30 protein-coding genes and 1 tRNA gene are annotated in these 26551 nt (G+C 54.3%); 15 read left to right on the top strand and 16 right to left on the bottom strand.

The features are described from left to right. Positions 1 to 17 precede the first annotated feature (17 nt). Together ACEQ15_RS14160 and ACEQ15_RS14165 are read right to left on the bottom strand one after the other, a co-directional pair. Entirely contained in the window at positions 18 to 1193 is a 1176-nt protein-coding gene (locus ACEQ15_RS14160) for a VWA domain-containing protein (protein ID WP_370279861.1), read from the bottom strand. Continuing rightward, entirely contained in the window at positions 1193 to 2038 is an 846-nt protein-coding gene (locus tag ACEQ15_RS14165; RefSeq protein ID WP_370279862.1) for an AAA family ATPase, read from the bottom strand. Before ACEQ15_RS14165 ends, ACEQ15_RS14160 begins: the two co-directional genes overlap by 1 nt. A 189-nt stretch (positions 2039 to 2227) precedes the next feature. Between ACEQ15_RS14165 and ACEQ15_RS14170 the strand changes: the two genes are divergently transcribed. Beyond that, entirely contained in the window at positions 2228 to 4420 is a 2193-nt protein-coding gene (locus ACEQ15_RS14170) for an EAL domain-containing protein (protein ID WP_370279863.1), read from the top strand. 26 nt (positions 4421 to 4446) lie between these two features. On the opposite strand, the gene ACEQ15_RS14175 is transcribed toward ACEQ15_RS14170, so the two are convergent. From ACEQ15_RS14175 to ACEQ15_RS14185, 3 genes are all read right to left on the bottom strand, one after another. Continuing rightward, the gene (locus tag ACEQ15_RS14175) at positions 4447 to 4728 is read right to left on the bottom strand and encodes a hypothetical protein (RefSeq protein WP_370279864.1); all 282 of its coding nucleotides are present in this window, start codon (positions 4726 to 4728) and stop codon (positions 4447 to 4449) included. A 202-nt stretch (positions 4729 to 4930) separates the two neighbouring features. Then, positions 4931 to 5464 carry an inorganic diphosphatase gene (ppa, locus tag ACEQ15_RS14180; RefSeq protein ID WP_370279865.1) on the bottom strand — a complete coding sequence of 178 codons (534 nt, stop codon included), beginning with the start codon at positions 5462 to 5464 and terminating at the stop codon, positions 4931 to 4933. A 118-nt stretch (positions 5465 to 5582) separates the two neighbouring features. After that, the gene (locus ACEQ15_RS14185; RefSeq protein WP_370279866.1) at positions 5583 to 6584 is read right to left on the bottom strand and encodes a class 1 fructose-bisphosphatase; all 1002 of its coding nucleotides are present in this window, start codon (positions 6582 to 6584) and stop codon (positions 5583 to 5585) included. 210 nt (positions 6585 to 6794) lie between these two features. On the opposite strand from ACEQ15_RS14185, the gene mpl reads away from it, so the two are divergent. Genes mpl through ACEQ15_RS14215 form a run of 6 tightly spaced genes read left to right on the top strand, consistent with a single transcriptional unit; the run spans position 6795 to position 11497 of the window. Then, positions 6795 to 8165: a UDP-N-acetylmuramate:L-alanyl-gamma-D-glutamyl-meso-diaminopimelate ligase gene (gene mpl, locus ACEQ15_RS14190; protein WP_370279867.1), complete on the top strand. Its 1371-nt coding sequence runs from the start codon at positions 6795 to 6797 to the stop codon at positions 8163 to 8165. Continuing rightward, positions 8162 to 8779, top strand: a complete 618-nt coding sequence (locus ACEQ15_RS14195) for a flavin prenyltransferase UbiX (protein ID WP_370279868.1) — start codon at positions 8162 to 8164, stop codon at positions 8777 to 8779. Before mpl ends, ACEQ15_RS14195 begins: the two co-directional genes overlap by 4 nt. 55 nt (positions 8780 to 8834) lie before the next feature. Then, positions 8835 to 9524 carry a tRNA (adenosine(37)-N6)-threonylcarbamoyltransferase complex dimerization subunit type 1 TsaB gene (gene tsaB / locus ACEQ15_RS14200; RefSeq protein WP_370279869.1) on the top strand — a complete coding sequence of 230 codons (690 nt, stop codon included), beginning with the start codon at positions 8835 to 8837 and terminating at the stop codon, positions 9522 to 9524. A 3-nt stretch (positions 9525 to 9527) separates the two neighbouring features. Beyond that, positions 9528 to 10328, top strand: a complete 801-nt coding sequence (locus ACEQ15_RS14205) for an undecaprenyl-diphosphate phosphatase (protein WP_370279870.1) — start codon at positions 9528 to 9530, stop codon at positions 10326 to 10328. A gap of 42 nt (positions 10329 to 10370) precedes the next feature. Beyond that, the gene (locus ACEQ15_RS14210) at positions 10371 to 10676 is read left to right on the top strand and encodes a hypothetical protein (protein WP_370279871.1); all 306 of its coding nucleotides are present in this window, start codon (positions 10371 to 10373) and stop codon (positions 10674 to 10676) included. A gap of 23 nt (positions 10677 to 10699) precedes the next feature. Next, a complete protein-coding gene (locus tag ACEQ15_RS14215; RefSeq protein ID WP_370279872.1) occupies positions 10700 to 11497 on the top strand; it encodes a class I SAM-dependent methyltransferase in 798 nt (265 codons plus the stop codon). Positions 11498 to 11542: 45 nt separating this feature from the next. Here ACEQ15_RS14215 and ACEQ15_RS14220 read toward each other — a convergent pair whose 3' ends face one another. Next, entirely contained in the window at positions 11543 to 13816 is a 2274-nt protein-coding gene (locus ACEQ15_RS14220) for a 1-acyl-sn-glycerol-3-phosphate acyltransferase (protein ID WP_370279873.1), read from the bottom strand. A 24-nt stretch (positions 13817 to 13840) separates the two neighbouring features. Continuing rightward, complete coding sequence (locus ACEQ15_RS14225; RefSeq protein WP_370279874.1) at positions 13841 to 14050, bottom strand: SlyX family protein; 210 nt, start codon at positions 14048 to 14050, stop codon at positions 13841 to 13843. Positions 14051 to 14229: 179 nt separating this feature from the next. Between ACEQ15_RS14225 and ACEQ15_RS14230 the strand changes: the two genes are divergently transcribed. Next, complete coding sequence (locus ACEQ15_RS14230) at positions 14230 to 14679, top strand: cold-shock protein (RefSeq protein ID WP_370279875.1); 450 nt, start codon at positions 14230 to 14232, stop codon at positions 14677 to 14679. A 58-nt stretch (positions 14680 to 14737) separates the two neighbouring features. On the opposite strand, the gene ACEQ15_RS14235 is transcribed toward ACEQ15_RS14230, so the two are convergent. Further along, entirely contained in the window at positions 14738 to 15358 is a 621-nt protein-coding gene (locus tag ACEQ15_RS14235) for a DsbA family protein (RefSeq protein WP_370279876.1), read from the bottom strand. Next, on the bottom strand, positions 15358 to 16227 hold the full coding sequence (locus tag ACEQ15_RS14240) for a DUF72 domain-containing protein (RefSeq protein WP_370279877.1): 870 nt from the start codon (positions 16225 to 16227) through the stop codon (positions 15358 to 15360). The genes ACEQ15_RS14235 and ACEQ15_RS14240 overlap by 1 nt, the downstream gene beginning before the upstream one ends. A 185-nt stretch (positions 16228 to 16412) precedes the next feature. On the opposite strand from ACEQ15_RS14240, the gene ACEQ15_RS14245 reads away from it, so the two are divergent. Continuing rightward, positions 16413 to 16489, top strand: a tRNA-Met gene (locus ACEQ15_RS14245). 328 nt (positions 16490 to 16817) lie between these two features. On the opposite strand, the gene bfr (ACEQ15_RS14250) is transcribed toward ACEQ15_RS14245, so the two are convergent. Together bfr (ACEQ15_RS14250) and bfr (ACEQ15_RS14255) are read right to left on the bottom strand one after the other, a co-directional pair. Continuing rightward, entirely contained in the window at positions 16818 to 17288 is a 471-nt protein-coding gene (bfr, locus tag ACEQ15_RS14250) for a bacterioferritin (RefSeq protein ID WP_370279878.1), read from the bottom strand. Positions 17289 to 17309: 21 nt separating this feature from the next. After that, the gene (bfr, locus tag ACEQ15_RS14255; protein WP_282350493.1) at positions 17310 to 17780 is read right to left on the bottom strand and encodes a bacterioferritin; all 471 of its coding nucleotides are present in this window, start codon (positions 17778 to 17780) and stop codon (positions 17310 to 17312) included. Positions 17781 to 17969: 189 nt separating this feature from the next. Between bfr (ACEQ15_RS14255) and ACEQ15_RS14260 the strand changes: the two genes are divergently transcribed. After that, positions 17970 to 18179, top strand: a complete 210-nt coding sequence (locus tag ACEQ15_RS14260) for a bacterioferritin-associated ferredoxin (protein WP_370279879.1) — start codon at positions 17970 to 17972, stop codon at positions 18177 to 18179. Positions 18180 to 18259: 80 nt separating this feature from the next. Here ACEQ15_RS14260 and ACEQ15_RS14265 read toward each other — a convergent pair whose 3' ends face one another. Further along, on the bottom strand, positions 18260 to 18655 hold the full coding sequence (locus ACEQ15_RS14265; RefSeq protein ID WP_370279880.1) for a gamma-glutamylcyclotransferase family protein: 396 nt from the start codon (positions 18653 to 18655) through the stop codon (positions 18260 to 18262). A 274-nt stretch (positions 18656 to 18929) separates the two neighbouring features. Between ACEQ15_RS14265 and ACEQ15_RS14270 the strand changes: the two genes are divergently transcribed. Continuing rightward, positions 18930 to 19229 carry a hypothetical protein gene (locus ACEQ15_RS14270; RefSeq protein WP_370279881.1) on the top strand — a complete coding sequence of 100 codons (300 nt, stop codon included), beginning with the start codon at positions 18930 to 18932 and terminating at the stop codon, positions 19227 to 19229. On the opposite strand, the gene ACEQ15_RS14275 is transcribed toward ACEQ15_RS14270, so the two are convergent. The 4 genes from ACEQ15_RS14275 to gatC all read right to left on the bottom strand — a co-directional run bounded on the left by ACEQ15_RS14275 (position 19202) and on the right by gatC (position 23092). Further along, positions 19202 to 19657 (bottom strand): GNAT family N-acetyltransferase, encoded by a 456-nt coding sequence (locus ACEQ15_RS14275; protein WP_370279882.1) that lies wholly within the window; start codon positions 19655 to 19657, stop codon positions 19202 to 19204. The genes ACEQ15_RS14270 and ACEQ15_RS14275 overlap by 28 nt on opposite strands. A 146-nt stretch (positions 19658 to 19803) precedes the next feature. Further along, complete coding sequence (gene gatB / locus ACEQ15_RS14280) at positions 19804 to 21258, bottom strand: Asp-tRNA(Asn)/Glu-tRNA(Gln) amidotransferase subunit GatB (RefSeq protein WP_370279883.1); 1455 nt, start codon at positions 21256 to 21258, stop codon at positions 19804 to 19806. 14 nt (positions 21259 to 21272) lie between these two features. Beyond that, the gene (gatA, locus tag ACEQ15_RS14285; protein ID WP_370279884.1) at positions 21273 to 22724 is read right to left on the bottom strand and encodes an Asp-tRNA(Asn)/Glu-tRNA(Gln) amidotransferase subunit GatA; all 1452 of its coding nucleotides are present in this window, start codon (positions 22722 to 22724) and stop codon (positions 21273 to 21275) included. A gap of 80 nt (positions 22725 to 22804) precedes the next feature. Next, positions 22805 to 23092 carry an Asp-tRNA(Asn)/Glu-tRNA(Gln) amidotransferase subunit GatC gene (gatC, locus tag ACEQ15_RS14290; RefSeq protein WP_370279885.1) on the bottom strand — a complete coding sequence of 96 codons (288 nt, stop codon included), beginning with the start codon at positions 23090 to 23092 and terminating at the stop codon, positions 22805 to 22807. A 360-nt stretch (positions 23093 to 23452) separates the two neighbouring features. On the opposite strand from gatC, the gene ACEQ15_RS14295 reads away from it, so the two are divergent. From ACEQ15_RS14295 to ACEQ15_RS14310, 4 genes are all read left to right on the top strand, one after another. Then, the gene (locus ACEQ15_RS14295) at positions 23453 to 24490 is read left to right on the top strand and encodes a rod shape-determining protein (RefSeq protein WP_370279886.1); all 1038 of its coding nucleotides are present in this window, start codon (positions 23453 to 23455) and stop codon (positions 24488 to 24490) included. A gap of 109 nt (positions 24491 to 24599) precedes the next feature. Next, positions 24600 to 25439 carry a rod shape-determining protein MreC gene (gene mreC, locus ACEQ15_RS14300; RefSeq protein WP_370279887.1) on the top strand — a complete coding sequence of 280 codons (840 nt, stop codon included), beginning with the start codon at positions 24600 to 24602 and terminating at the stop codon, positions 25437 to 25439. Further along, complete coding sequence (gene mreD, locus ACEQ15_RS14305; protein WP_370279888.1) at positions 25436 to 25924, top strand: rod shape-determining protein MreD; 489 nt, start codon at positions 25436 to 25438, stop codon at positions 25922 to 25924. The genes mreC and mreD overlap by 4 nt, the downstream gene beginning before the upstream one ends. Continuing rightward, positions 25914 to 26531 (top strand): nucleoside triphosphate pyrophosphatase, encoded by a 618-nt coding sequence (locus ACEQ15_RS14310; RefSeq protein ID WP_370279889.1) that lies wholly within the window; start codon positions 25914 to 25916, stop codon positions 26529 to 26531. Before mreD ends, ACEQ15_RS14310 begins: the two co-directional genes overlap by 11 nt. Positions 26532 to 26551 lie beyond the last annotated feature (20 nt).

Genomic DNA, 26551 nt, shown 5'->3' on the forward strand with positions numbered 1-26551 from the left:
CGGAAAGTAAGACAGACCTACTTGGACAGGTACTTGATCCCCTGTTCGATGCCGTCGAGTGTCAGTGGATACATCTGATCCTCCATGATCTGCTGGATCATGCTGATGCTGTGGGTGTAGTTCCAGTAGCGTTGCTGGCTAGGGTTGAGCCAGATCACCTTGTCCCAGGTCTCCTTGATCCGTTGCAGCCAGACTTGGCCTGGTTCGTCGTTCATGTGCTCCACGCTGCCGAAACGATCCACAATCTCATAAGGAGACATGGAGGCGTCGCCGATAAAGATCACCCGGTAGTCGGGGCCATAGGTGTGCAGTACGTCGAGGGTGGAGATCTTCTCGGCAAAGCGGCGGCTGTTGTCCTTCCAGACGTGCTCGTAAACACAGTTGTGGAAGTAGAAGTACTCCAGGTGCTTGAACTCGGTGCGGGCGGCTGAGAACAGCTCCTCGCAGACGCGGATATAGGGATCCATCGAGCCACCCACGTCGAGGAAGAGCAAGACCTTGGCCGCGTTGTGGCGCTCGGGCACCATCTTGATGTCCAAGAGGCCGGCATTATTGGCAGTAGACTGGATCGTGTCGTCCAGATCCAGCTCTTCGGCCGCGCCGGTGCGGGCAAACTGGCGCAGTTTGCGCAGGGCAACTTTGATGTTGCGGGTGCCCAGCTCCACGCTGTCGTCCAGGTTGCGGAACTGGCGTTTCTCCCACACTTTGACTGCACGTTTGTTCTTGCTCTCGCCGCCAACCCGAATCCCTTCCGGGTTATAGCCGCTGTGGCCAAAGGGGGAGGTGCCGCCGGTACCGATCCACTTGTTGCCGCCGGAATGGCGTTCTTTCTGCTCCTCCAGCCGCTCTTTCAGGGTGTCGAGCAGGGCTTCCAGGCCGCCCATTGCTTCGATCTCCGCTTTCTCTTCGTCGGAGAGCTGGCGCAGGAAGTTGGCTTCCAACCAGTGTTCCGGAATCAACGCGTCGGCAAAGTCTTCTATCAGCTCCAGATCCTTGAAGTAGGCACCGAACGCCTGGTCGAAGCGGTCGAAGTATTTCTCGTCCTTGATCAGGCAGGTGCGTGCGAGCAGGTAGAACTCGTCGGCACTGCAGAAAACCAGCCGCGCCTGCAAGGCTTCCAGCAGGATCAAAAGCTCCTTGATGGTGACCGGGACACCACTCTTACGCAGGTGGTAGAAGAGGTCGATCAGCATCAGCGGTTATCCCGACGCGCCATAAAAGCCAGGCGTTGCAACATGTGCAGGTCCTGCTCGTTCTTCAGCAGAGCGCCGTAAAGTGGCGGCATCGCCTGTGATGGATCACGGTTGATCAAGGCGTCACGGGAGATATCGTCGGACAGCAGTAGTTTCAGCCAGTCGATCAGCTCGGAGGTGGACGGTTTCTTGCGCAGGCCGTTGACGTTACGTACCTGGAAGAAGATCTCCAGTGCTTCGCGCACCAGCTCCTGCTTAATTTCAGGGAAGTGCACATCCACGATCTGGTGCATGGTCGCCTGATCAGGGAAGTTGATGTAGTGGAAGAAGCAGCGGCGCAGGAACGCGTCCGGCAGTTCCTTCTCGTTGTTGGAGGTGATGATAATAATCGGGCGGTGTTTCGCCTGCACGCGTTCACCGGTTTCGTAAACGAAGAACTCCATCTTATCGAGCTCAACCAGCAGATCATTCGGGAATTCGATATCGGCTTTATCCACTTCGTCGATCAGCAGAACCACCTGCTCCTCAGAGTCGAACGCCTGCCATAACATCCCTTTTTTGATGTAGTTGGCGATGTCGTGCACCCGGTCATCACCGAGCTGGGAGTCACGCAGGCGGCTTACCGCATCGTATTCGTACAGACCCTGCTGGGCTTTAGTGGTGGATTTGATATGCCAACGCAGCAACTTCATGCCCAGGGAGGCGGCCACTTCTTCCGCCAGCATGGTTTTACCGGTGCCCGGTTCGCCTTTGATCAGCAGTGGGCGCTGCAGGGTAATGGCGGCGTTAACAGCCATCTGCAGGTCTTCGGTGGCTACATACTGGTCGGTACCTTCAAATCTCATCCAACATATCCTCCTGTGTCCGGAACCGGCAGTGTACCAAAAGGGTTTCGAAGGATGCTAATAAATACGGGTTATCATGTAATTTGGTAGGGGTTGTTTGTGCTAAAAATAACCAGCCCGGTTCTATTTAAGAGACTCTGACGGTAGTATTGCTGGAACTCTTTTTGAGATGTATTGATTGGAAGGTGTATGGCAGGTTCCATCGATGAGCTCAGCGCTGAGCCCGGTTCTGCAGTAGCGCAACCCGAAGTCCCGATGACAGTGGAGGAGCTGGACCAGATCCTCAAACTGCAGCAAGAGCTGTTTGCCAGTGTGGCGCGTAACGACGACCATCTGTCGATTATTGCGCAGATCTGTGCCCTGGCGGAAGGCTTCCTGCCCAATGCGGTGGCGTCGGTCATGCTGCTTGACCCGCAAACCGGGTTGATGAATGTGCTCTCCGCACCGAGTGTGCCGCAGCAGGGGATCGAAGCCCTGCATGGCCTCAAACCCGGGAAGTCGGGTGGTTCCTGCGGCAATGCCGTCTTTTCCAATCAGCCAGTGTATGTTCAGGACACCTTCACCGATCCCCGTTGGGCGGATCTGAGGCAGATCGCCTACGACTTTAACCTGTGCTCCTGTTGGTCGACGCCGGTGCGCAACGAAAAGCTGGAAGCGATTGGCTCTTTTGCACTTTCCTCCTTTGAACACCGTTTCCCGTCTGCTTTTCATAAACGCCTGCTGGAAGTTGGCGCGCATATCATCAGTATCGTATTGGCGCGTCAGGGACAGGTTGAGGACCTGGAGGCCAGCCGCAAGCGGATCGAGCTGATGGGGACCGTTCTGACTCAGTCTTCGGAAGGGGTGCTGGTGACCGATGAGCACAACCGCATCGTTGAAACCAACGCTGCGTTTGAGCGTATTACGGGTTACCGCAATGATGAGGTGCGCGGTCGCGATCCTAAGTTGCTCTCTTCCGGTTTGCAGGACACTGCTTTCTACGAACGGATGTGGGCCGAACTGTTGCTGCATGATTCGTGGCACGGCGAAATTACCAATATGCGCAAAGACGGCTCGGCATTGTGCCAGTGGATGAGCCTGAGTGTGATCCGCGACCCGATGGGACGTATCCGCAACCATGTGGCGGTGTTTACCGACCTGACTGAACTGAAAGCGGGTAAGGAGAAACTGGTTCACGCGTTGGAGCATGACCAACTCACCGGTTTGCCCAACAAGTCCAAGCTGAACATGCTACTGGATGAAGGAACTCACAACCGCTCATTGCTGCTGTTGAATGTGGATAACTTCAGCTACATCAATACCGGCTACAGCCTGGCCTTTGGCGACAAACTGCTGTGTGCCATTGCCCGCCGCCTGCTTGAGATCGAACCTGAGGCCCAGATTTTCAGAATCAACGCCGATGAGTTTGCGTTGTACTTCGATCGTGAGGTTGACTTGGTGGCGGCAAATGCCCGCGTACAGAAACAGTTCTTCTCCCGCCAGATCAATGTGGAAGACTTAGGCTTTAACATTACCTTTACCGCCGGTGGCGCCGTTGGCCACGAAGGTCTGGCGAGTAAAGCGGTGCAAGCGCTGCGTAAAGCGCGTGAGTTGGGTAAGAACCAGTTCCACCTCTATGCTGCGGACAGCGACGAGCCGGATCAGGCAAAACGTGCCGAGCATATCTATTGGAACGGTATGCTGCACGACGCACTGGCGAACGGTGGCATCGAGCCTTATTTCCAGGGGATTCGTGATAACCGCACGGGCGAGATCGTTAAATATGAAGCACTGGTGCGCCTGATCGAGGGCGGCACGGTGCATAGCCCTTACCACTTTCTGGAAGCGGCCCGTCTGTCGGGGCTGTTGCCGCTGATCACCCGCCGTGTGATTGACCGAGGTTTTGCCCAGATTGCCGGTACAGCCATTGAGTTGTCGATCAACGTTACTGAAGAGGACCTCAACCAGCACTACTTGGAGCAGTACCTGGAAACTAAGCTGGCCGAATATGCGGTGCAGCCGGAGCAGGTAACGCTGGAGATTCTGGAAGGGGTCAGCTCAACGGGTAAGAAGAACCATATCAAGCAACTGCGTGCATTGAAGGCACGTGGTTATTACCTGGCGATTGATGACTTTGGCACTGAATACTCAAATTTCGAGCGCATCCTCGAGCTGAATGTGGATGTGGTGAAGATTGATGCCAAGTACATCAAGAACATCGCCGAGGACAACGCGAGCTACGAGATCACCCAGGCGATTGTGTATTTTGCTAAGAACGCGGGCATCGAAACCGTGGCCGAGTTTGTCCACAGCGAGGCTGTTCAGGCGATCGTTGAAGAGTTGGGAATCGAGTATTCGCAGGGCTATCTGTTTAGCGAACCTGCATCAGAGATCAATCTGTAAGAAGAAAAGGAAGCTGAGAACCTTCCTTACACCTCAATATCAATCAGTGTGCCGATACGTTCGCTATCGGCCTGCAGGACCTTGGTGCCTGCTTCCGCTTCTGTTTTTGCCAGCTGCAGTTCAACCAGTGATGACTCGATCGGTTTATTGGCCACCGGAGCAAAAGTGTTGGAAGATTTCTGAGCGTCTGTAGTTTCAACCGGGGTATCGATGGGAGCCTGTGCGATCTCGGTTGCCGCCTGGTCCATGCGTTGTTGGGACTGGTTGATGGCCTGATAAGCCGACTGACTGGCTGGCTGAATATCCATGGCGGTTCTACCTGATTGGGTGAGATTCAGCTTCTAGAGTAGAGGTTAAAGATGACAGTTACTAGTGTAACTCATACTTTTTTCGTAGTTCCGTTCCTGCATCAGGCCTTTTGTTGATCTCAGGCAGATAAAATAAAACCCCGCCCAAGTTGCCCTGAGCGAGGTTTTCTAAAGCGTTAAGCCGCCTGAGGCTGCTTGCGTATTATTTAGCCGCTTCGTATGCAGCTGCAGCTTCAACAATCGCAGCGCGTGCAGCGTCAGCGTTGTCCCAGCCTTCAACTTTAACCCACTTGCCTTCTTCCAGACCTTTGTAGTTCTCGAAGAAGTGCTTGATGCGGTCACGCATCAGCTGAGGTACGTCTTCGATGTCCTGAACATCTTTGTACGCTTTAGTCAGCTTGTCGTGAGGAACAGCAACCAGCTTAGCATCTTCGCCTGCTTCGTCGGTCATGTTCAGAACGCCTACAGGACGGCAACGGATTACAGAACCTGGAATTACCGGGTATGGAGTCAGAACCAGTACGTCCAACGCGTCGCCATCGTCAGCCAGGGTGTTGTTGATGTAACCGTAGTTAGCTGGGTAGAACATAGGAGCAGCCATGAAACGGTCAACGAAGATCGCATCTTCTTCTTTCTCGATCTCGTATTTAACCGGAGAGCTCTCTGCCGGGATTTCGATCACAACGTAGATGTCGTTTGGCAGTTCTTTACCTGCAGGGATTTTAGCGAAGCTCATGCTTGTCTTCCTGTTAACGATTAATAAATTCAGTGATGGGCGGATTATACCCAGATCGTAAACGGTCGATGAATACGACTTAACGCTGAGGATAATCCGCTGAAAAGAGTATTTTTGCTTAGCTGTTCAGCTTAGCCGCCTGGGATTCTTCGTTACCCTGGTGGTACTCGATCGCGGTTGCCACTTCATTGTGGGAGCCCAGAGCAACAGACACACGCTGGTGAATGTGGCTTGGCTCGATATCCAGAATGTTTTCGTAGCAGGTGCTTGCCTTACCGCTGGCCTGTTCGATCAGCAGGCCCATTGGGTTACCTTCGTACATCAGGCGCAGTTTGCCTGGTTTCTTAGGATCGCGCTGATCCCAAGGGTAGCTAAAGATACCGCCGCGGGTCAGTACACGGTGTACTTCGGCAACCATGGATGCAACCCAACGCATGTTGAAGTTCTTGCCACGCGGACCTTCAGCACCCTGCAGCAGGTCACTGATGTAGCTCTGCATCTGTGGTTCCCAGAAGCGCTGGTTGGACATGTTGATAGCGAACTCTTTAGTGTCAGCCGGGATAGTTACGTTCTGCTCGGTCAGCAGGAAGTCACCGGTGTGCGCCAGAGTGAACATGTTAACGCCGGAACCGGTGGTCAGGGTCAGTACTGCGGATGGACCGTACAGTACGTAACCGGATGCAACCTGTGCGCGACCTTTCTGCAGGTACGCTTTTTCATCAGCGCCGGTCAGGCCTTTAGGCAGTTCCAGAATAGAGAAAATAGTACCCACGGAGACGTTAACGTCGATGTTGGAGGAACCGTCCAGTGGGTCGAAGATAATCAGGTAGCGACCGTCCGCGTGACCTGCAACCGGGTCGTCTTCCTCTTCAGACGCGATACCGGCAACCAGCGGGTTATCCAGCATGACCTTTTTCAGTACGTCGTTGGCGATGACGTCCAGCTTTTTCTGCGTCTCACCCTGAACATTGGTGTTGTCTGTGGTGCCCAGTACACCCGCCAGTGCGCCTTCACGCAGCTGAATGGCGATCTCTTTACAGGCGATCATCAGAGTGTCAATCAGGTCAACCAGGTTGGTGTCCGTTTTTTGGTGGGTCAGAAACTGGCTCAGAGTCTGCATCAGATCTGTATCTCTCCGCTTGTGGCAGGTTGGTAAATTGCAGGTTGGTATTTGGGTGGCGATTTTACGTGATATGGCCACGGATTGCATGGCCTGCAGGTCAATTAGTGGGCTTTTTTACGAATTCCTTCGTAGAGGTAACGCGACTGCCGGGAAAGCTGTAAAAAACTGTTATTATGGAACGTATTGATTGATCAGGGAGTTTGCTAAGTGCATATCCACATTCTTGGAATTTGCGGCACCTTTATGGGGTCGTTGGCGTTGTTGGCAAAAGAGCTGGGGCATAAGGTGACCGGCTCCGATGCCAACGTGTATCCACCGATGAGCACCCAGCTGGAAGCGCAGGGGATTGAACTGATGGAAGGCTATGATCCTGCCCATCTGCAACCCGAGCCGGATCTCGTGGTGGTCGGTAACGCCATGAGCCGCGGTAACCCGGCGGTGGAGTATGTGCTGGATAAAGGGCTGAAATACACCTCGGGACCCGCCTGGCTGCACGACGCATTGCTGCGGGATTGCTGGGTGCTGGCGGTGTCCGGCACGCACGGTAAAACCACCACCGCCACCATGCTGGCCTGGGTTCTGGAGCACGCTGGTATGAAGCCGGGATTCCTGATTGGTGGTGTACCGAAAAACTTCCCGGTATCGGCGCGTGTGGGTGACTCACCGTTTTTTGTCATCGAGGCGGATGAATACGACACTGCGTTCTTCGATAAACGCTCCAAGTTTGTGCACTACTGCCCGCGGACCCTGATCCTGAACAACCTGGAATACGATCACGCGGATATCTTCCCGAATCTGGCGGCGATACAGACACAGTTTCACCACTTGATTCGGATTGTACCGGGTAACGGCCAGGTCATCTTGCCACAGGGGCAACCTGCACTGGATGAGGTGCTGGAGAAAGGCTGCTGGACTGACGTTGTGCAGACCAGCGTTGACGGTGGCGATGCAGATTTTCAGGCCTGCCTGCTGGCAGAAGACGGCTCCCGCTTCGAAGTGCGTTTTAACGGTGAGGTGAAAGGCACCGTGAACTGGTCGATGACCGGCCTGCACAGCGTGAATAACGGCCTGGTAGCCATCGCTGCAGCACGCAATGTGGGCGTGCAGCCGGAACACGCCATTGAGGCTTTGAACGAATTCGGTGGTGTGAAACGTCGTATGGAGCTGGTGGGGGATGTGGATAACGTCCGTGTATACGACGATTTTGCCCATCACCCAACCGCGATTGAAACCACCCTGGCGGGATTGCGCGCCAATGTGGGAGATGCACCAATCATTGCGGTTATCGAACCACGCTCCAACACCATGCAGCAGGGTGTGCATCAGGATACGCTGGCAGCATCCACAGTGATGGCCGATCAGGTGTTCTGGTATCAGCCATCCCATCTGGATTGGTCTCTGCAAGAGGCGGTATCTGAAAGCCCGGTACCCGCAAAGGTATGCAGCGATACACAGGACATTATCGATCAGGTGGTTGCGCAGTCCGCACCGGGCACCCATGTGGTGGTGATGAGCAATGGGGGCTTTGAAGGTATTCACGGCCGCTTGGTCGATGCGCTGCAGGAGAAACAGGCATGAAGCTGGACCGCGTAACGCTGGCGATCACCGGCGCGTCCGGTGCCCAGTATGGCCTGCGCCTGCTGGAATGCCTGGTGGCCGCAGATATTCAGGTGATGGTGCTGATCTCCCGCGCTGCGCAGGTGGTGATCGCAACGGAAACCGATGTGAATCTGCCGGGTGGTACCGCTGAGCAGGAACAGTTTCTGACCACTCACTGCAATGCCAAAGCGGGGCAGATCCGTGTCTTCGGGCGCGAGCAGTGGATGTCGCCGGTGGCATCCGGTTCCGGAGCGCCGTCGGCGATGGTGGTGTGTCCGTGTAGCACCGGTACCTTATCAGCGATTGCCTGCGGTGCCAGCAATAACCTGATTGAACGGGCGGCGGATGTGGCTTTGAAAGAGCGTCGCCAACTGATCCTAGTTCCGCGCGAAGCACCGTATTCAGAGATTCACCTGGAGCATATGCTCAAGCTCACCCGCATGGGCGCAGTGGTGATCCCGGCCAGTCCGGGCTTTTACAATAAGCCAACCAGCGTTGAAGACATGATCGACTTCGTCGTAGCACGTATCCTCAATCAGCTGGGTGTTGAGCAGGACCTGATGCCACGCTGGGGTGATGATCTGATCAGGTGAAATCAGGTCGCGCACAGAGTAGAATTCGCCCCTTGTCTGATAACAGGTTTGAGTCATGACCAAGATTTTAGCGCTGGATACCTCCACTGATGCCTGCTCCGTGGCGTTGGATATAAACGGAAACGTAACGCAGGATTTCCGCATCATTCCTCGTCAGCACACCAAGCAGTTGTTGCCGATGGTGCAGGATATGCTGCGTGAACATGACCTGACTGTAGCGGATCTGGACGCCATTGCCGTCGGGCGTGGACCGGGTTCATTTGCCGGTATCCGTATCGCCACCGGTGCCGCTCAGGGCCTGGCGTTTGCGGCGGAACTGCCAATGTTGCCAACCTCGACACTGGCGGCGATGGCGCTGAAAATTCACCGTGATACGGGCGCCGAGTATATTGTCACCGCACTGGATGCGCGTATGGACGAGATCTACTGCTGTGCGTACCAGATCCAGAACGGCTTGCCGGTGGAGCTGATGCCGGAAACCGTATGTGCACCACAGCAGCTGCAACTGCCGGATGCGGCAGATAGCTGGACCGTGGGTGGCAGCGGTTGGGTGTACCTGGACGTGATGTCTGCCGAGGTACAGCAGGCGGTAAAACCACTGGAAGAGATGATTTATCCGGCGGCCGCAGAGATTGTCACATTGGCATTGGAAGATTGGAACGCAGGGAAAGCCGTGGCGCCGGAAGAGGCGCTGCCGGTTTATTTGCGTGATGAAGTTGCATGGAAAAAGAAGGACCAGCAATAAGTTATGGATTGGCTACAAGTTACACTTCTCGCCCTGATTCAGGGGCTGACCGAGTTTCTCCCGATCTCCAGTTCAGCCCACCTGATTCTGCCGTCGCAGTTGCTGGGCTGGGAAGACCAGGGATTGGCGTTTGATGTTGGTGTACACGTGGGCACGTTGAGTGCCGTGATGCTCTACTTCCGTAAGGATATCGCTGCCATGATCGGCGCTTGGCTGAACTCCCTGCGTGGACGTCAATCCACGGAAGGTTGGTTGGCCTGGTATGTAGCCTTTGCAACGATCCCTGCAGTGGCCTTTGGTTTGGCGATCAACGACGTCATCGATGTGTATGGTCGTTCCATTTTGGTGATTGCTGGTACAACCCTGATCTTTGGTGCACTGCTATGGTGGGCGGATAAAAGTCGTACAGAGGTCCGCTCACTGGAGAAGATTACCTTTAAAGATGCAATGATTATCGGTGTAGCCCAGGCAGTAGCATTGATCCCGGGTACATCCCGTAGCGGGATAACGATCACTGCGGCGCTGATGCTGGGTTTGGAACGTCAGGCGGCGGCCCGTTTCTCGTTCCTGCTATCTATCCCGGTCATTCTGGGTGCGGGTTTGCTGAAAGGTAAAGAACTGGTAGAAACTGGTACCGATGCCCAGTGGGTGATGGTGATCGGTGGTGCAGTGATTGCGGCTGTCAGTGCCTTTAGCTGTATCCATCTCTTCCTGAAATGGCTGGATCGTATTGGCATGATGCCGTTTGTGATCTACCGTTTAGCATTAGGTGTGGCCTTGCTGGCGGTGTATTTCACCCTGTAAGCCACCATGGCCAAAACGCTGAATAGCTAACAGAGATTGCATATGCAGGTTGGTGCGCACAATACATTGCCACAGCTCGCGACGCTGCAGAAGCAGCGAGCGGTGACACGTGCGCAGCCCCTGCAGAAAACGACGGATAGCCAGCGTACCGACGCCGGTCGCAAGACCAATCACTCTGCCGTGTTGCAAGGTGAATACCTACAGCAGGGCAGCCGCAGTGAGACCTTTGAACATCTCAAAGGCATTGGCCTGTCAGTGCGAAATGCGCTGGAAACCTATTCCGAAACCGCCAGTTTTCAACCGCGTAACTTGAGCGGTGAGCTGGTAGGTGTTGATCTCTACGTTTGATCCCACTCTGTCCCGAGACCTCCATGAGCGATACTCCCCTGAATCCCTACGCCGTCCTACCGCTAGATCCTGCTTTTGTTGAGGTGGCCACTGCCCTGGCTGAAGAGATCTGCTGCCCGCTGCTGAGCGAGGGCGATGATCCCGAGCAGTTTGAGGTATTGCTGCAGGTGGGGGCGGATGGCTTAAGTCTGCAGGCAACGGGCAAGAAAGCGCCTGGGGCGATCAACGCGGATTTCCTTGCCGGAGCTACAGCGCACCGCCGCAAGTTTGGTGGCGGCAAAGGGCAGATGATCGCTAAAGCGGTGGGTATCAAAGGCGGAATCCGTCCTCAGGTGTTGGATGTGACCGCCGGCCTGGGTAAAGATGCCTTTGTATTGGCGACGCTGGGGTGTGAGATGATCTTGGTTGAGCGCTCTCCGGTGATCCATGCGCTGCTGCGTGACGGACTTGAGCGCGCTGGGCAAGACCCGGAGGTTGCGGAGATCGTTGCACACATGCAACTACATCACGCCAACAGCATTGATTGGATGCGTGAGCAGACCGCAAGTGGCGAGCGCTACCAGGTGGTGTACGTGGATCCGATGTTTCCCCACAACGATAAATCAGCGCTGGTGAAGAAGGAGATGCGTGTCTTCCGTCCGGTGGTGGGCGACGATACGGATGCTGAGGAGTTGTTGGAAGCGGCGCTGGCGATTGCCGAGAATCGTGTGGTGGTTAAGCGCCCGCGCAAGGCGCCAACGATTGGCACCCGCGCGCCGAGTTATCAGTTGGAAGGCAAGTCCAGCCGGTACGATATCTACACCCTGAAAAAGCTGGGCTAATCGGCTCCGCTTCTCGGACTTGATGCTGGGCATTAGGCCGCAGGCTTAGCCTGCACTGCCCAGTTTCTGATCCACCATCACAATCAGGTGGGGGCGAAGGATCCTGCGCGCCAACTTGAACAATGGTTGCGGATCTTCTACCAGCATTAAACGGCCTTTCTCTTCCTGTAACAAACCGTTACGCAGCGCCTGCTCGATAAAGCTGCTAAACACCCGTTTATCTGCATACTCCTGTGACTGGAAGCCGTAGGTGCGGTGTAGCTGCTTGGCCAGACGACTGCTTTGGCTGAGCAGGTCCTCCTGGCTGATCTGATGATAGCGGTCCACAACGCGCAGTACCAAATAGTAACGCAGCAGCAGCGGTTCGGTGCTCAGTTGCAATAGCTGGCTGGTAGCTGACTCGGTGGCGTAGAAACTCTGCTCGGATTGGGTAAGCAAGCCGGTGTCTGTCAGGCTGTCGCGAATATCACGCAGCACTGGCGTCAGCTGATCCGCCTGCCATGGCAGCGTGAGTTCAGCATCCAGAGTGGGGTAGAGCTGGCTGATCAGGCGGCTGATAGTTTGTGAACGGCATCCGCCCAAGCGTCTCGCTGCCAGCAGGTAGAGGCCGGGCAGTGCCACCAGGTGGGAGATCATGTTGCGGTAAAAGGTGAGGTTTTGTGCCTGCTCTTCACTGATGCTGATCTCATTTTCCTGGCGATTGATCAGCTGGTGGTGCACCGCTTCATCCAGCCAGAGCTGTGGAGCGCTTTCAGGCAGGCTGAGGTTGACCTTTGGTAAGCGGCGCAGAACATCCAGCAGTTGCAGGCTTTGTGTCATGAGCTGGTCGCTCGTCATGCGGCGGCTTGGCTGAACAAGTAGGCAAGTGGCCAGCAGCGAGATCGGCAGGAGTGAGGCGACCCGGTTAACCTCTTTCAATGTCTGGCGTCCCAGCAGGTGTGCCTGTTCGAAGACGGATTTTTCTGGGTCATCCTGTTCTGCCAGCAGCAGAGGTTCGCCTAAGTTCAGGTGTACACTGCCGAAGCGTTTCCCCAGTATGCTGAGTGATGCCAGGCTGTTGCCCAAACTCTCCTGATTCTTGGCTTGGCCAGACAGCTCCGCCTGGTAACTGGCGCCTTCGATCAGCCGATCATAACCAATCCACACCGGAACGATTGCCAGTGGCACATTGGGTGTTGCCCGGAAAGACTCCAGGGTCATGCGCAGTAGACCGGTGCGGGGATGTAAAAGACGCCCGGTACGGCTGCGGCCTCCTTCAATAAAGTACTCAATGGCATGGCCGTGGTGGCTCATCGCTTCGAGGTAGGCCTTGTAAAGGCTGTAGTAGAGTTTATCGCCCTGGAAGGAGCGGCGCATAAAAATGGCACCGCCTCGCTTCAGGATCGGGCCGATCACCGGCAGGTTGAGGTTATCCCCAGCCGCGACATGCGGCAGCATCAGACCATGTTGATAAAGTGCCCACGACAGCATGATGTAATCCATGTGGCTGCGATGGCAGGGCAGGTAGATCAGTTGGTGGGTTTTAGAGAGGTCACGCAGCCGCTCGACATTGCGAAGGTGCACACCACCCGGGTAAAGGCGATGGGTGGCGGTGGTGACGATGCTATTCAGAAACCGGGCGATATTGGGGCTGAAGTCCGCAGCGATGATGTCGAGGATCTGGCGGCTTCGTTGTTCAGCTTCAAAGCGGTTGCCACCGTTTTCACCGCAGTTGTGATCCAGTGCTGCTTGCACCTCTTTGTGTTGCATCACCTGACCCAGCAGCGTACGGCGGTGGGACAGATCCGGGCCAATCACCGAGCGACGGCTGATCTGGAAATGGGTACGCAGCACACGGGTCAGTTTGCGGCTGGCTTCTTCCAGCGGCAGGTCATCCAGTTCATTCAGCAGTACCGGTTTATCAACGGAGATCAGTGTATTGCGACCGTTCAGCATGATGCGTAAAGCGCGGGTCAGTTGGTTGCCCTTGGCCCAGCTTTCACCAAACAGGGTGCGCAGCAGGCTTTTTTCACGGTGGGGCAGATGACCGTAGAACACCGAGACCGGAACCAGGCGGATCTCAATATCGGTATTGCTGCGATGTGTTTTTAGTAGGGAATACAGATCCTCGCCCAACGGCTGCTCGCCACCGGAATCGGCAAACAGTAACTGGTCTTCGGTGAGCGAGGGAAGTAGATTACGCAGCACCAGTGGTTGGCTGCTGCGTTTGTATTCGAGAACGTAGTAGGTGTGTGGCGCGGTGTTTAAGGATTTGCCCACAATGGACGGCTTTACGAACAGTTTCAGCAGTCGTTGCTGCAGCGGTGCGGTCCAGTGCATGTACCCGTCTCCCGTACTCCGGCATCAGTAGTGTGGTGGCGGTGGTTCGTCTTCCGATGAGCTTAGCGGATCGCCGCGCAGCGATTCAAGGTTGCGGTTCAGAATCTTTACCATCTGGGTGAGCATCTCGATCTGCTTCTCCTGATGGGCCATTTCGTCGCTCATTTTATCCAATGCATCTTCCTGAAAAGCGACACGGCTTTCCAGCTCGGTAATGCGTTCTTCGTGTGACACTGAAAACCTCTAAAACGGGTTAATGTTTGGCGTTTAACCTAATTAGGTCAATTTTTATTCAGTATTTGTTACTTAAGCTGTTGAATAAAGTAACTAAATTGATTATATGTGTGAGGTTGATGCTGTTTAATAGCATTGTTTCATTAAAAACAAATAAAGACGAGTTAAGAGATAGCTAAATGAGTGGTAATAAGCTTATCCGTGGTATTGTGATTAGTGCTTTAGCTGCCGTTCTGTTGCCCGTTTTACTGGGTGCCGTCGGTGGTGTAGAAGTACCAATGAGTGTTCCTGTTCTGTTGGTTGTGTTTGTTGTTGTATTGGCGAGTACTCTGCTTTCATCTATGGGGGAAAGTCCAGCAGCTGCGCCTGCGAAAATGCAGTCCGGTGCAGAAGAAACTGACCTGTCTGACAAGGACGATGGTCGTGAGATGGGCACGGTTAAATGGTTTAACGTTTCCAAGGGGTTTGGTTTTATCACCCGTGATAATGGAGACGATGTATTTGTTCACTTCCGCAATATCCGTGGTCGTGGACATCGCTCTCTGTCTGAAGGCCAGAAAGTGCTGTTTAGCGTGCGCGAAAGCGACAAAGGTTTACAGGCTGAGGATGTTTCTGTCGTACGTGCCTGATAACTTCTCGCGGGGATAGATCCTTATCCCCGCTTTACTTTCTTCTAAATTCCCCGTCTTATTTTTCCTGCTGTAAATATCGTTCCAGATTCCTCTGAACATGAGTCCAGTCTGAATATCCCAAACTGATCGGCATGAGTTTGTCGTCATTTGTTGCCAGGTACAGGCTGGGAAATCCGTTGGCGCCAATCTCCGCTGCCAGGCGAAGGTGCTGTTGCAGCAGCTGTTCTGTCTCTTCCGAATACAACTGGTCGGTGAAGGTTGTGCGATCCAGTCCTAAATCTTCCGCCAGCTGAATCAGCGTGTCGGCATCGGATGGATTTTGTGCCTGCAGATAATAGGCGTGCTGAATGGCGCGAATCATTGCTTTGCTGCTGCCGGCTTGCTGCTGCTCTGCTGAGATTACCGCACGGCAGGCAGGGTAGGTACTGCGTCGTGGTGCGCAGTTTTGCCAGAACTCGTGGTTAAAGCGGGTGCCGGTTTGTTGCTCGATTCGGCGCCAGGTGGTACTGATCATCTGTTGCAGATCTTGCGGCATCGGAGCGTCAGAGTCGGGGGCGAGGCCACCCATCACCGTATCAAAAGGAATGTCGGAATAGGTGTTGCTCAGCTGATCAATCACCGGTGCAAAGGCCCAGCACCAACTGCACATCGGATCCATTACATATAAAAATCGCATCAGAATAGGGCACTCTGTTGTTGCTGAAGGTCGGGCCAGTCGCTGAAGCAGACCTGACCCGGACGTTGCTCTTCCAGTTTAGACGCAAAAAGACGTGCGACCTCCGGTGAGCGTGTGTTATCGGGAGTGTGCAGGAAGATAAATGGCGAGCGGCCCTCGTCGAGCCATTGCACGGCTTTATTGATCCAGGGATTCAAATAATCCGCGCTGCTTTGCCAATCCAGCGCAGTAATAAAGCGCACCATCGGCCGGTGACCGGTCGCCAGAACGTGAACGGGCATATTGGGTTTTGCGGATAATGCTTCGCGAGTCACCGGATCATTCTGTGGATGATTAAACAGGGGACGGGTGTCAAAGGTGACCCGGTTTATATCGCGCTCCATCAGCAGGCGATTAAAGTTGCGCTCCTGTTCGTCTTTGCGGAAAAAACCGATATTCCGTACCTCAATGGCGTAGTTAAAACCGTTGGGCAAATCCTGGAAAAACTGATTGAGCAGGTCGAGGTTGTCTACACCAAAACCCTCCGGCAGTTGCAGGCAGAGTAGTCCCAGCCGGTCTTCAAACTTCTCCATACAGTTGAAAAGTTCGGTCAGCTCTTTATCGCAGTGCTTGAGTTGTGCTTGGTGGCTTATGGTTTGTGGAAACTTGAAGCAGAACTGAAACGGCGTATGTGCTTCATTTAACCAGCGGCTGATGGCATCGGTGCTGGGCAAGCCGTAAAACGTGGTATTGCCTTCTACCGATGAAAAGTAACGGCTGTATCGGGCTAAGGGGGAAAGCTGGCTGCTACCTGCCAACGGGCCGTCATCCCAATCCGGATGATTCCACTGCGGTAGACCGATGTAACATCGCGCTGATCCTGACTGCACTTGATCTCCTCCCACGTTGTCCAAGGAATAGCGGACGTTATCAAATCGGTGTGGAAATGCCAGTTCAGGGTAGGATGATCGGGCTTGCTGTACGTTTTTTGCGCGGTGCAGCAATTAATTTTTATTTTTTTAAAACAAAAGGTTGTCAAAGCTGTAACAGAGCTATAGTATACGCCCCACGTTGATGCGGGGTGGAGCAGCCTGGTAGCTCGTCGGGCTCATAACCCGAAGGTCGTCAGTTCAAATCTGGCCCCCGCTACCAATAAAGAAAAAGATGCTAGTACTTGCTACCAGCTAGCGACAAGAAACCAGCCTTGAGCTGGTTTTTTTGTGTCTGAAGGTTGGCCTTGAAAGAGGCTTGTTGGCCGTCAGCCTAGGCGGCCCCGATCAAAGTCTGGCTCCCGCTACCAATAAAGAGAAAGATGCTAGTATTTGCTACCAGCTAGCGCTAAGAAACCAGCTTAATGCTGGTTTTTTTGTGCCTGCAATTTGTCGTTTCCCAAATTAGGCTTCAGATTGTGGAGTGTTTTGTAAGGGGCGGGTGTGGGAGGCTGCACCGCGAGTGCAGTGCAGCCCGGGATGGGGTGTGATTATCCCATCTGAGACTGCAGGTAGTTCTGGATACCGATCTTATCGATCAGGCCCAGTTGCTGTTCCAACCAGTAGGTGTGGTCTTCTTCGGTGTCGCGCAACAGTACTTCCAGGATCTCACGGGTCTGGTAGTCTTTTTCCTGCTCGCAGACTGCGATTGCATCCTTCAGCGCCTGACCCACTTCGTATTCTACCTGCAGGTCGTTCTTCAGCATCTCTGGGACATCTTTGCCCACTTTGAGTGGGTCGCGGGATGCCACGTCCGGTGTGCCTTCCAGAAACAGGATGCGCTCGATCAGGGCGGAAGCGTGTTCCAGCTCCTCTTCCTGCTCGTGGGAGATACGCTCGTGCAGCTTTTTCAGGCCCCAGTCTTCGTACATGCGGGAGTGAATAAAGTACTGGTCTGCCGCTGACATTTCGTTGGTGAGCAGCTTGTTCAGGATGCCGATAATCTTGGTGTTGCCTTTCATTTATATACTCCTCAACGAGTTTTAGTCGTCCATGGAGGACTGCAGGTAGTTTGGCAGGCCAACGTTGCCGATCAGGCTGATTTGGGTTTCCAGCCAATCGATGCGTTCTTCTTTAACTTCTAGCAGTTTTTCCAGCAGCTCGCGGCTAATGTAATCCTGCAGAGCTTCAGCGTCCGCAATGGCTGCGACCAAATCGGTACGTGCTTCGGTGTCTAGCTGAAGGTCGCCTTTGAAGATCTCCTCAACGTCTTCGCCGAGAATCAGCTTGCCCAGATCCTGTAGGTTTGGCAGGCCTTCCAGGAACAGGATGCGTTCGATCAGGTCGTCGGCCACTTTCATGGCTTTGATCGATGCCTTGTATTCATGTTCGTTGAGCTCTTCAAAGCCCCAGTTTTTACACATCCTTGCATGCAGGAAATACTGGTTGATGGCGGTCAGCTCATTTTTCAGAACCAGGTTGAGGTGTCTGAGTACTTTCGGATCACCTTTCATTGTTAGCACTCCGCTGTATTTCGTTTTTATCCGGTAAGGAAATCAGTATAGGACAGTCCCTTTGTGCGGGGAAATTTCTATGTGATTCAACAGCAGATTGTGTTGTATGAGAATAATTAATGCAATTGATATTGCAAACTGTTCTCATTAGATAGTAATATTTGGTCATCTCTTAATCAGGGGCTGACTATGTACGTATGTATCTGCAACGCTGTCACTGATCGTGACATTATGAAAGCGATCGATGAAGGTGTATCAACTGTTGAAGGGCTGGGTGAAGCGCTGAACGTGGGGACCTGCTGTGGTCGCTGTAAAAGCTGTGCCGAAGGTCTGATTCAGAATACGCAGATGAAGGCGGGCTACGATAAAGATATGTTCCAGCTGGCGGTTAGTGCCTGAGCGCATCTCCATAGAATCGTCTCATATAAGAAAGCCCGAGTGTTTTTGCGCTCGGGCTTTTTTGTGTCTTGAGTCTGGGTTTAACAGCGGGTGAAGCTGCTCAGATGTACGTCCAGAAAGTGTTGGTAGCACCAGTGCTCAGGCATAAGCTCTGAAAAAAATTCCGGTTTAATCAGATAGCACCAGGCCTGCAGATGTTCGCCGTCCGCTTTGACGGTGACTTGTTTACGTTGATAGAGGTATCCCTCATACCGGTCCAGTTGGGCAATGTCCTGGGTGGTGAGGTTGGGGTAAAGCAGTCCCTGAGTCACTTCATCTTCCGTTGGGCGTACACCGGGAAATGTCTCACTCCGCACCTTGTAGCAACCATAGTTATGCAGGCTGGCGTTTTGACCAGGAGCGATAGAACGGCCGGTAACGCGTTGCATGATTTCTGGCACCATCAGGGTGCCATAACAGAACAGGGGGAGTGACATGGTTTACTGCGATTCCTGAATATTCGTTTCTTATCATCATACCGTCTCTTCAGGCAGAGAAAAGCAGGGGGGGGTTAGGATCTTCACACCTTGGTTGTAGCAGGTGGTCGATATTCGCTTTTGGGTAGGCAGGTTGTGTCTATATGGGCAGATCTGGTGGGAATTGCGCGCTATCGTCAGGGAACTAGTTGTCGAAATCGCTGCCATAGCTACGAACTTTAGGATGTTGAGTTTTGTATCCGCCGATTGGCTGGGGCAGGGCTGGAGGAAAAATATGAAGCTATCTGTAAAAGTGTTGGGGGCGGCTGGTCTGGCGGCGTCTTTGATTTTGGTGGGTTGTGCGGGACAGCCGCAGCAGGGGCGTGCTGATCTGGCCTGTAAAAACGGAATAGCCACGGCGTACGATGAACTGAGTTTCGCACGTAGTCAGGGCTTTAGCGGTTCGGTGGCCTGGAGTAAGGCGGCGAGTTTGCTCGGCTCAGCCAAAGTGCTGGAGCAGGTGGAGAACTACAGCCAGTGCATCGACAACGTTGAGAAAGCGCGCTTTTACATCCGGCAGTCGCAAGGCAGTTGATGCCGCATCAGTATGACCTGTTCACCACGCTGTTGATAACTTTGCAGTTTCCGGATTAGATGTTCGGGTGCTTGCTCATCGGGGTGTGCAAACCCGTGTTTTGCGTAAAATGCTTCCAGATGATTGTAGGGGTAGCAAAAGCAGGTGTGCTTTCCCCAGTAGTGGCGGCACCCGGTCAAAAGCATGCTGCCCAGGCCTTCTCCGCGTCTCTCCTTGTGAACCCATAAGCCGCGTAATAGCAAAATGTCACCGTCTGCTGTGAAGCGAACTGCGGCGAGGATCTCCTTTTCATCTTGTAGCCAGAACGCGGTATCACCCGTGTCTACCTTACCTTTGTGCCCATTGCGCTTGTAGAATCTGTTGAGGCGAAACAGCTCGCACTCCGGTACGAGGGAAATGGAGAGGGAAAGATTGTTTGGGTTGGGCATTGTGTTCAGGTCATCGACAGTGTGTGGCATGTCCTGACAGTTTACTGCACGAGTGTGGTGTTCGGGAGACTGGAAAGAGGGTTGCCTGAATAACACGCAAAAAAAACCGCAGCCAGAGCTGCGGTTTTCTGTTTTGTGCCTCTGGTTTAGTCGCAGAGTGCATCCAGTTTTTTCTTCAGGATGCCGGTGACAGCGCCCGGGTTGGCCTTGCCGCCGGTTGCTTTCATAACCTGGCCCATAAAGAAGCCGATCATCTTGCCGCGCTTCTCTGGTTCAGCAGAGGTGTACTGCTCAACCTGTTTGGTGCAGTTAGCGATTACTTCGTCGACGATCTTCTCAATCGCGCCGGTGTCAGTTACCTGCTTCAGGCCTTTAGCTTCGATGATTTCGTCAGCGCTGCCGCCTTCGCTCCACATCGCTTCGAACACTTTCTTGGCGATGTTGCCGGAGATAGTGTTGTCCTTGATGCGAACCAGCAGGCCACCCAGCTGGTCTGCGGAAACCGGACTATCCGCAATACTGGTGTCGTTCTGGTTCAGGTGCTTAGACAGTTCACCCATCACCCAGTTGGCTGCCAGCTTCGCGTCGTTAGCCGCTTTGGTAACAGTCTCGAAGTAGGTGGCCATGTGGTGATCACCGGACAGTACCATCGCGTCGTAATCGCTCAGTTTGTACTCTTCGATGAAGCGTGCTTTGCGCGCGTCCGGCAGTTCCGGCAGGTTGTCGCGAATCACGTCGATGTAGTCTTCATCGATCACGATCGGCAGCAAGTCCGGGCATGGGAAGTAACGGTAGTCGTTGGCTTCCTCTTTGGAGCGCATAGAACGGGTTTCGTTTTTGTTTGCATCGTACAGGCGGGTTTCCTGTACCACGCGGCCGCCATCTTCGATCAGATCGATCTGGCGTTCGATCTCGCCCTTGATCGCCTTCTCAATGAAACGGAAGGAATTGATGTTCTTGGTTTCGGTGCGGGTACCGAATTCCTCTTCACCCTTTAGGCGTACGGAGACGTTACAGTCACAACGGAAGGAGCCTTCCGCCATGTTGCCGTCACAGATGCCCAGGCTGGTAACGATGGAGTGAATCTTACGTACGTAAGCCACTGCTTCTTCTGCAGAGCGCATATCCGGCTCGGATACGATCTCCAGTAGCGGGGTGCCAGCACGGTTCAGGTCGATACCGGTCATGCCCGGGAATTCGTCGTGCAGGGATTTGCCCGCATCTTCTTCCAGGTGGGCACGGGTAACGCCAACACGCTTGGTGGTACCGTCTTCCAGCGTAATGTCTACGTGACCTTCACCCACGATTGGGAAGAACAGCTGGCTGGTCTGATAGCCTTTTGGCAGATCCGGGTAGAAGTAGTTCTTACGGTCAAATACAGATGTGCGACCGATGTTGGCATCGATAGCCAGACCGAACTTCACTGCCATACGCAGTGCTTCTTCGTTAAATACCGGCAGGGTGCCTGGCAATGCCAGGTCTACCGCGCATGCCTGGGTGTTGGGTTCGGCACCAAACGCTGTGCTGGCACCGGAAAAGATTTTGGAGTTTGTGGCGAGCTGGGCGTGGATCTCAAGCCCGATTACCGCTTCCCATTCCATTAGTCGTTAACCTCTCAGATGCCTTGTGGTGTTTTCTTGTGCCAGTCGGTTGCTACCTGGAACTGGTGCGCAACGTTCAGCAGTTTCTCTTCGGCGAAGTAGTTGCCGATGATCTGCAGGCCAACCGGCAGGCCTTCGGTCATGCCGCAAGGGATGGAAATGCCAGGCATGCCAGCGAGGTTCAGGGAGATGGTGAAGATATCTTCCATGTACATCGCAACCGGATCGGAGGTTTTCTCGCCCAGTTTGAATGCAGGGTGTGGGGTGGTTGGACCCATGATCACGTCCACTTCGTTCAGTGCGTTGGCGTAATCCTGCTTGATCAGACGGCGGATCTGCTGTGCCTTCTTGTAGTAGGCGTCGTAGAAACCTTCGGACAGGGCGTATGCACCCACCATGATGCGGCGTTTCACCTCAGGGCCGAAACCTTCGCCACGGGAGCGCTTGTACAGGTCTTCCAGATCAACCGGGTTTTCACAACGGTAGCCGTAGCGTACACCGTCAAAACGGGACAGGTTAGAAGACGCTTCAGATGGCGCGATGATGTAGTACGCAGGGATCGCCAGTGCGGTGTTTGGCAGGCTGACCTCTTTAACTGTAGCACCCAGTGCTTCGTATTCCTTGATCGCGGCCTGTACCTGTTGGGCAACGGCTGGGTTCAGGTCGTCCGGGAAGAACTCTTTTGGCAGACCGATCTTCAGGCCAGCCAGTGGCTTGCTCAGATCGGCGGTGTAATCCGGTACGTCCTTCTGCATGCAGGTGGAGTCGTTCAGGTCGAAACCGGCCATTACATTCAGCATCATTGCCGCGTCTTCAGCGGTGCGCGTCATCGGGCCGCCCTGGTCCAGGGAGGAGGCGAACGCGATCATGCCGAAACGGGAAACGCGGCCATAGGTTGGTTTCAGGCCGGTGATGCCGCACAGGGCTGCAGGCTGGCGGATAGAACCGCCGGTGTCGGTGCCGGTAGCTGCCGGTGCCAGCTGTGCCGCGACTGCTGCTGCAGAACCGCCGGAGGAGCCGCCCGGTACGCGGTCGGTGTCCCAAGGGTTCTTGGACGGGCCGTAGAAGCTGGATTCGTTGGAGGAGCCCATCGCGAACTCGTCCATGTTGGTTTTACCCAGCATCACCGCACCAGCCGCGTTGAATTTGTTCACCACGGTGGCGTTGTACGGCGAAACAAAATTGTCCAGCATCTTAGATGCGCAACTGGTACGTACGCCTTCGGTGCAGAAGATATCTTTGTGTGCGATCGGCAGGCCGGTGAAGGCGCCTGCATTACCTGCGGCGCGGGCTTCGTCTGCGGCTTTTGCCTGTTCCAGTGCCTGTTCGCCGGTCACTGTGATGAAGCTGTTGTATTTGCCATCTTCCGCTGCGATGCGGTCAAGGTAGGCTTGCGTCAGCTCGACACTGCTGAAATCGCCGTTTTCCAGCCCCTGGGCCAGTTCGGCTAGCGTTTTGTCAAACATGAGAATCTGAGTCCTTCGATATTCCGATAAGGTGCAAGAAGAGGTTCGCTGTCGTGAAGCGGTAACGCTTAATCGATCACTTATTCGATTACTTTAGGAACCTGGAACAGACCGTTTTCTACCGCAGGCGCGACGGACTGCAGCTTGTCGCGGTTGTTCTCTTCGGTAACCACGTCTGCGCGCAGGCGCTGGACGGCATCCAGAGCATTAGCCATCGGCTCAACGTCGCTGGTATCCACAGCCTGCATCTGGTCGACCAGATCCAGAATGCTAGACAGGTTTTTGGTGTATTCCGGGATGTCCTGCTCATCAATCTGCAGGCGTGCCAGATGGGCAATTTTTTCCACATCAGAGCGGTCTAGAGCCATAGTTGCTTCTCGCTGGGTTGGAAGTCGTTTCGACGAAAAGATATAAGGCGGTAACGTTACCACATCGGTCGATTTACATGAAGGCTGCGCAGGCGTGATTCCTGTGCTGTAAGCCATGAGAGAAAGCGGTTGGGATGGTGGGGCGTCTGAACCTTAGTGTCGCAATCAGCCGACTTTGTCGGTGATCTGGCGACAGTTTTTTAGGATTGGTCAAAAATCATTGTGAAACGGGCACTTGATTCAGGTTTAGTCCGCATATGAGATGCTTTGAATGTTGCTGAAAGGGCACCCGATTGTTAGAGTTAGCGGTCTGAAAATAGTGCTCATTCCGTCCTTTAGATTCCCAGGATAAAGAATTCCATGCTCAAGAAAATTCGTGGCCTTTTTTCCAGCGACCTGTCCATCGACTTGGGCACCGCAAACACCCTGATTTACGTTCGTGATAAGGACATAGTACTAGATGAGCCTTCTGTTGTTGCGATTCGCGAAGCGGGTAACCAAAAATCGGTAGCCGCGGTAGGTGCTGACGCGAAGCGCATGCTGGGTCGTACGCCAGGTAACATCACTGCGATCCGCCCAATGAAAGACGGCGTAATTGCCGACTTCCACGTGACTGAGAAGATGCTGCAGTACTTCATCAGCAAAGTTCACGATAACAGTTTCCTGACACCAAGCCCGCGTGTGCTGGTGTGTGTACCGTGCAAATCCACTCAGGTAGAACGTCGTGCGATCAAAGAATCCGCGATGGGTGCCGGTGCCCGTGAGGTGTACCTGATTGATGAGCCAATGGCTGCTGCGATTGGCGCTGGCCTGCCGGTCGAAGAAGCGGCAGGTTCCATGGTCGTGGATATCGGTGGTGGTACCACTGAGATCGCAGTGATCTCCCTGAACGGTATCGTGTATGCCGATTCTGTGCGTGTCGGCGGTGACCGCTTTGACGAATCCATCGTTACCTACGTGCGCCGCAACTACGGCAGCTTGATCGGTGAATCCACCGCAGAGCGCATCAAGCAGGAGATCGGTACCGCGTATCCGGCGAGTGAAATCCGCGAGATTGACGTACGTGGCCGCAACCTGGCTGAAGGTATTCCACGTAGCTTTACCCTGAACAGCAACGAAATTCTGGAATCCCTGCAGGAACCGCTGTCTTCCATCGTGCAGTCTGTGAAGAGTGCGCTGGAACAGTGTCCGCCGGAACTGGCATCCGATATTGCCGAGCGCGGTATTGTGCTGACCGGTGGTGGTGCGCTGCTGCGTAACCTGGATCGTCTAATCAGCGAGGAGACCGGGCTGCCGGTTGTGGTGGCTGAAGACCCGCTGACCTGTGTGGCACGTGGCGGCGGCAAGGCGCTGGAGATGCTGGACAAGCACGCGGTAGAACTGGTTACTCACGACTAATCCGTGCGTTGTGCTGATGCTACACTCTGTGGACACCTTGTAACCGAACAACGGAGTTGGGAGGTGTCCCATTAATCCTATCTTTCGAAGCGGGTCCTCCCGCTTCTTCATGATTGTCCTGCTGCTGTCCTTTATCCTGATTGCCGCCGATGTAACCTGGAACGGCATGCGGCAGGGGCGTGCCTATATCGCATTGATCCTGACACCGGTGCAGTGGCTGGTGGATCTGCCCGCGGAGGTTGCCGACGAGGTCTCCGACGTGGTGGTGGATCGTGGTCTGCTGATGAAGGAGAATGCCCGTCTCAAGGCCGATGCATTGTTGCTGGAACAGAAAGGCCAGCAGCTCGCGAGCCTGACCGAAGAAAACAAACGCCTGCGTGCACTGTTGAACGGTCGTCAGCGGATTTCGGATGAAGTCACCCTGGTTGAGCTGATCGGTGTGAACCCTGATCCTTTTCAGCACCAGGTGGTTATCGACCAGGGCAGCGAAGACGGTATCTATCTGGGCCAACCTGTGTTGGATGCTGGTGGCGTGATGGGGCAGGTGGTGGAGATGTCTCACTACACCAGCCGGGTGATGTTGATTACCGATACCCGCCATGCGATTCCAGTAGAGCTGAACCGCACCGGCTTCCGCGCCATTGCGCTGGGTAAAGGTGAACCCGATGAGCTGGAGCTGCAGCATGTATCCGACACCACGGATATTCAGGTGGGTGACCTGCTGATAACGTCCGGTTTAGGAGGGCGTTTCCCACGCGGTTATCCGGTGGCGGTTGTGACCGAGGTAGTTCACGATCCGGGGCAGGCGTTCTCTAAAGTGCGTGCGAAACCATCTGCACGTCTTGATAAGAGCCGCCACCTGCTGCTGGTGGATCGACCGGAGCCAATCGCTGAACCTACCGAGCTGGACGCAGCTGCTGAGCCGATTGTTACGGAGAGTGGCGAGTGAGTTCGCAAAAACAGGGCGGTGGCCTGATCATCTTCGCCACCTTCCTGTGTGGCATCGTACTGAGTCAGATGCCGCTACCGGACTTTGTCGGTTGGGCGCGCCCGGAGTGGGTGGCGATGATCCTGATCTACTGGGTGATGGCGTTGCCCCATTCAGTGGGTGTGGGGTCAGGTTTTGTGGCCGGTATTGTGCTGGATGTGATCCGCGGTAGCGTGCTGGGCGCCAATGCCCTGGCGCTGGCGATTGTGGCCTACTTTGCGTCGATTCTTTATCGCCGGATGCGTGTATTTCCGATCTGGCAGCAATCGTTATTGGTGATGGTGATCGTCGGTATTCACCAGCTGATTCTGCATTGGGTGCAGATGGTGGTTGGATTTACCGGTGACAGTCTGCTGTTTTTGCTGCCGTCTCTGGTCAGTGCGGTCTTCTGGCCATTTATATTCCTCTTTTTACGCCGGGTAAGGCGAACTTTTTATGTCTCCTGACACTCATAAAGACTCTTGTGCTAAAAACAAGGCCACACTGGTGCTAGCCTCTGCGTCGCCCCGGCGTCGTGAACTGCTGCAGCAGATCGGTGTTCGGTTCAGCGTGATGCCGGTGGATATCTGTGAAGAGGTTCATCCTGGAGAAGATCCCGAGACTTATGTCGCGCGATTGGCCAAGGAAAAAGCGGAAGCAGGACTGGCGCGCAGTAATGCGGCAGCGGTCCTGGGATCCGATACCTCGGTGGTGATGTCCGGCGAGATTCTTGGCAAACCGGTGGATGCGGACGATGCCGAACGCATGTTGATGTCCCTGTCGGGCAGTAACCATGAGGTGATGACCGGCGTTGCACTGGCAACGGCACAGGAAACACAGGTATGTGTTGTTACCACTGTTGTACACTTTAAAGAGTTAAGCCCTGAAACCTGTCGGGCGTACTGGCAGAGTGGCGAGCCGCGTGACAAAGCGGGCGCCTACGGTATTCAGGGGCTGGGTGCTGTATTTGTCGACCGCATTGAGGGCAGTTACTCCTCTGTGGTTGGATTGCCGCTGGCCGAAACGGCCGAGATGCTAACACAGGCGGGAATCCCGATCTGGCAACCGGAATAAGTTGCATCTGCGCCAAGGAG

Origin of the sequence: Pontibacterium sp. (genome assembly GCF_964228735.1) — a bacterium.
In the GTDB taxonomy this organism is placed as follows: Bacteria; Pseudomonadota; Gammaproteobacteria; order Pseudomonadales; family Balneatricaceae; genus Pontibacterium.

Coding starts and splice junctions, on each gene's coding strand:
- ACEQ15_RS14160 (WP_370279861.1), bottom strand. CDS start 1,193: ATGCTGATCGACCTCTTCTACCACCTGCGTAAGAGTGGTGTCCCGGTC.
- ACEQ15_RS14165 (WP_370279862.1), bottom strand. CDS start 2,038: ATGAGATTTGAAGGTACCGACCAGTATGTAGCCACCGAAGACCTGCAG.
- ACEQ15_RS14170 (WP_370279863.1), top strand. CDS start 2,228: ATGGCAGGTTCCATCGATGAGCTCAGCGCTGAGCCCGGTTCTGCAGTA.
- ACEQ15_RS14175 (WP_370279864.1), bottom strand. CDS start 4,728: ATGGATATTCAGCCAGCCAGTCAGTCGGCTTATCAGGCCATCAACCAG.
- ppa (WP_370279865.1), bottom strand. CDS start 5,464: ATGAGCTTCGCTAAAATCCCTGCAGGTAAAGAACTGCCAAACGACATC.
- ACEQ15_RS14185 (WP_370279866.1), bottom strand. CDS start 6,584: ATGCAGACTCTGAGCCAGTTTCTGACCCACCAAAAAACGGACACCAAC.
- ACEQ15_RS14195 (WP_370279868.1), top strand. CDS start 8,162: ATGAAGCTGGACCGCGTAACGCTGGCGATCACCGGCGCGTCCGGTGCC.
- tsaB (WP_370279869.1), top strand. CDS start 8,835: ATGACCAAGATTTTAGCGCTGGATACCTCCACTGATGCCTGCTCCGTG.
- ACEQ15_RS14205 (WP_370279870.1), top strand. CDS start 9,528: ATGGATTGGCTACAAGTTACACTTCTCGCCCTGATTCAGGGGCTGACC.
- ACEQ15_RS14210 (WP_370279871.1), top strand. CDS start 10,371: ATGCAGGTTGGTGCGCACAATACATTGCCACAGCTCGCGACGCTGCAG.
- ACEQ15_RS14215 (WP_370279872.1), top strand. CDS start 10,700: ATGAGCGATACTCCCCTGAATCCCTACGCCGTCCTACCGCTAGATCCT.
- ACEQ15_RS14220 (WP_370279873.1), bottom strand. CDS start 13,816: ATGCACTGGACCGCACCGCTGCAGCAACGACTGCTGAAACTGTTCGTA.
- ACEQ15_RS14230 (WP_370279875.1), top strand. CDS start 14,230: ATGAGTGGTAATAAGCTTATCCGTGGTATTGTGATTAGTGCTTTAGCT.
- ACEQ15_RS14235 (WP_370279876.1), bottom strand. CDS start 15,358: ATGCGATTTTTATATGTAATGGATCCGATGTGCAGTTGGTGCTGGGCC.
- bfr (WP_370279878.1), bottom strand. CDS start 17,288: ATGAAAGGCAACACCAAGATTATCGGCATCCTGAACAAGCTGCTCACC.
- bfr (WP_282350493.1), bottom strand. CDS start 17,780: ATGAAAGGTGATCCGAAAGTACTCAGACACCTCAACCTGGTTCTGAAA.
- ACEQ15_RS14260 (WP_370279879.1), top strand. CDS start 17,970: ATGTACGTATGTATCTGCAACGCTGTCACTGATCGTGACATTATGAAA.
- ACEQ15_RS14265 (WP_370279880.1), bottom strand. CDS start 18,655: ATGTCACTCCCCCTGTTCTGTTATGGCACCCTGATGGTGCCAGAAATC.
- ACEQ15_RS14270 (WP_370279881.1), top strand. CDS start 18,930: ATGAAGCTATCTGTAAAAGTGTTGGGGGCGGCTGGTCTGGCGGCGTCT.
- ACEQ15_RS14275 (WP_370279882.1), bottom strand. CDS start 19,657: ATGCCCAACCCAAACAATCTTTCCCTCTCCATTTCCCTCGTACCGGAG.
- gatB (WP_370279883.1), bottom strand. CDS start 21,258: ATGGAATGGGAAGCGGTAATCGGGCTTGAGATCCACGCCCAGCTCGCC.
- gatA (WP_370279884.1), bottom strand. CDS start 22,724: ATGTTTGACAAAACGCTAGCCGAACTGGCCCAGGGGCTGGAAAACGGC.
- gatC (WP_370279885.1), bottom strand. CDS start 23,092: ATGGCTCTAGACCGCTCTGATGTGGAAAAAATTGCCCATCTGGCACGC.
- ACEQ15_RS14295 (WP_370279886.1), top strand. CDS start 23,453: ATGCTCAAGAAAATTCGTGGCCTTTTTTCCAGCGACCTGTCCATCGAC.
- mreC (WP_370279887.1), top strand. CDS start 24,600: ATGATTGTCCTGCTGCTGTCCTTTATCCTGATTGCCGCCGATGTAACC.
- ACEQ15_RS14310 (WP_370279889.1), top strand. CDS start 25,914: ATGTCTCCTGACACTCATAAAGACTCTTGTGCTAAAAACAAGGCCACA.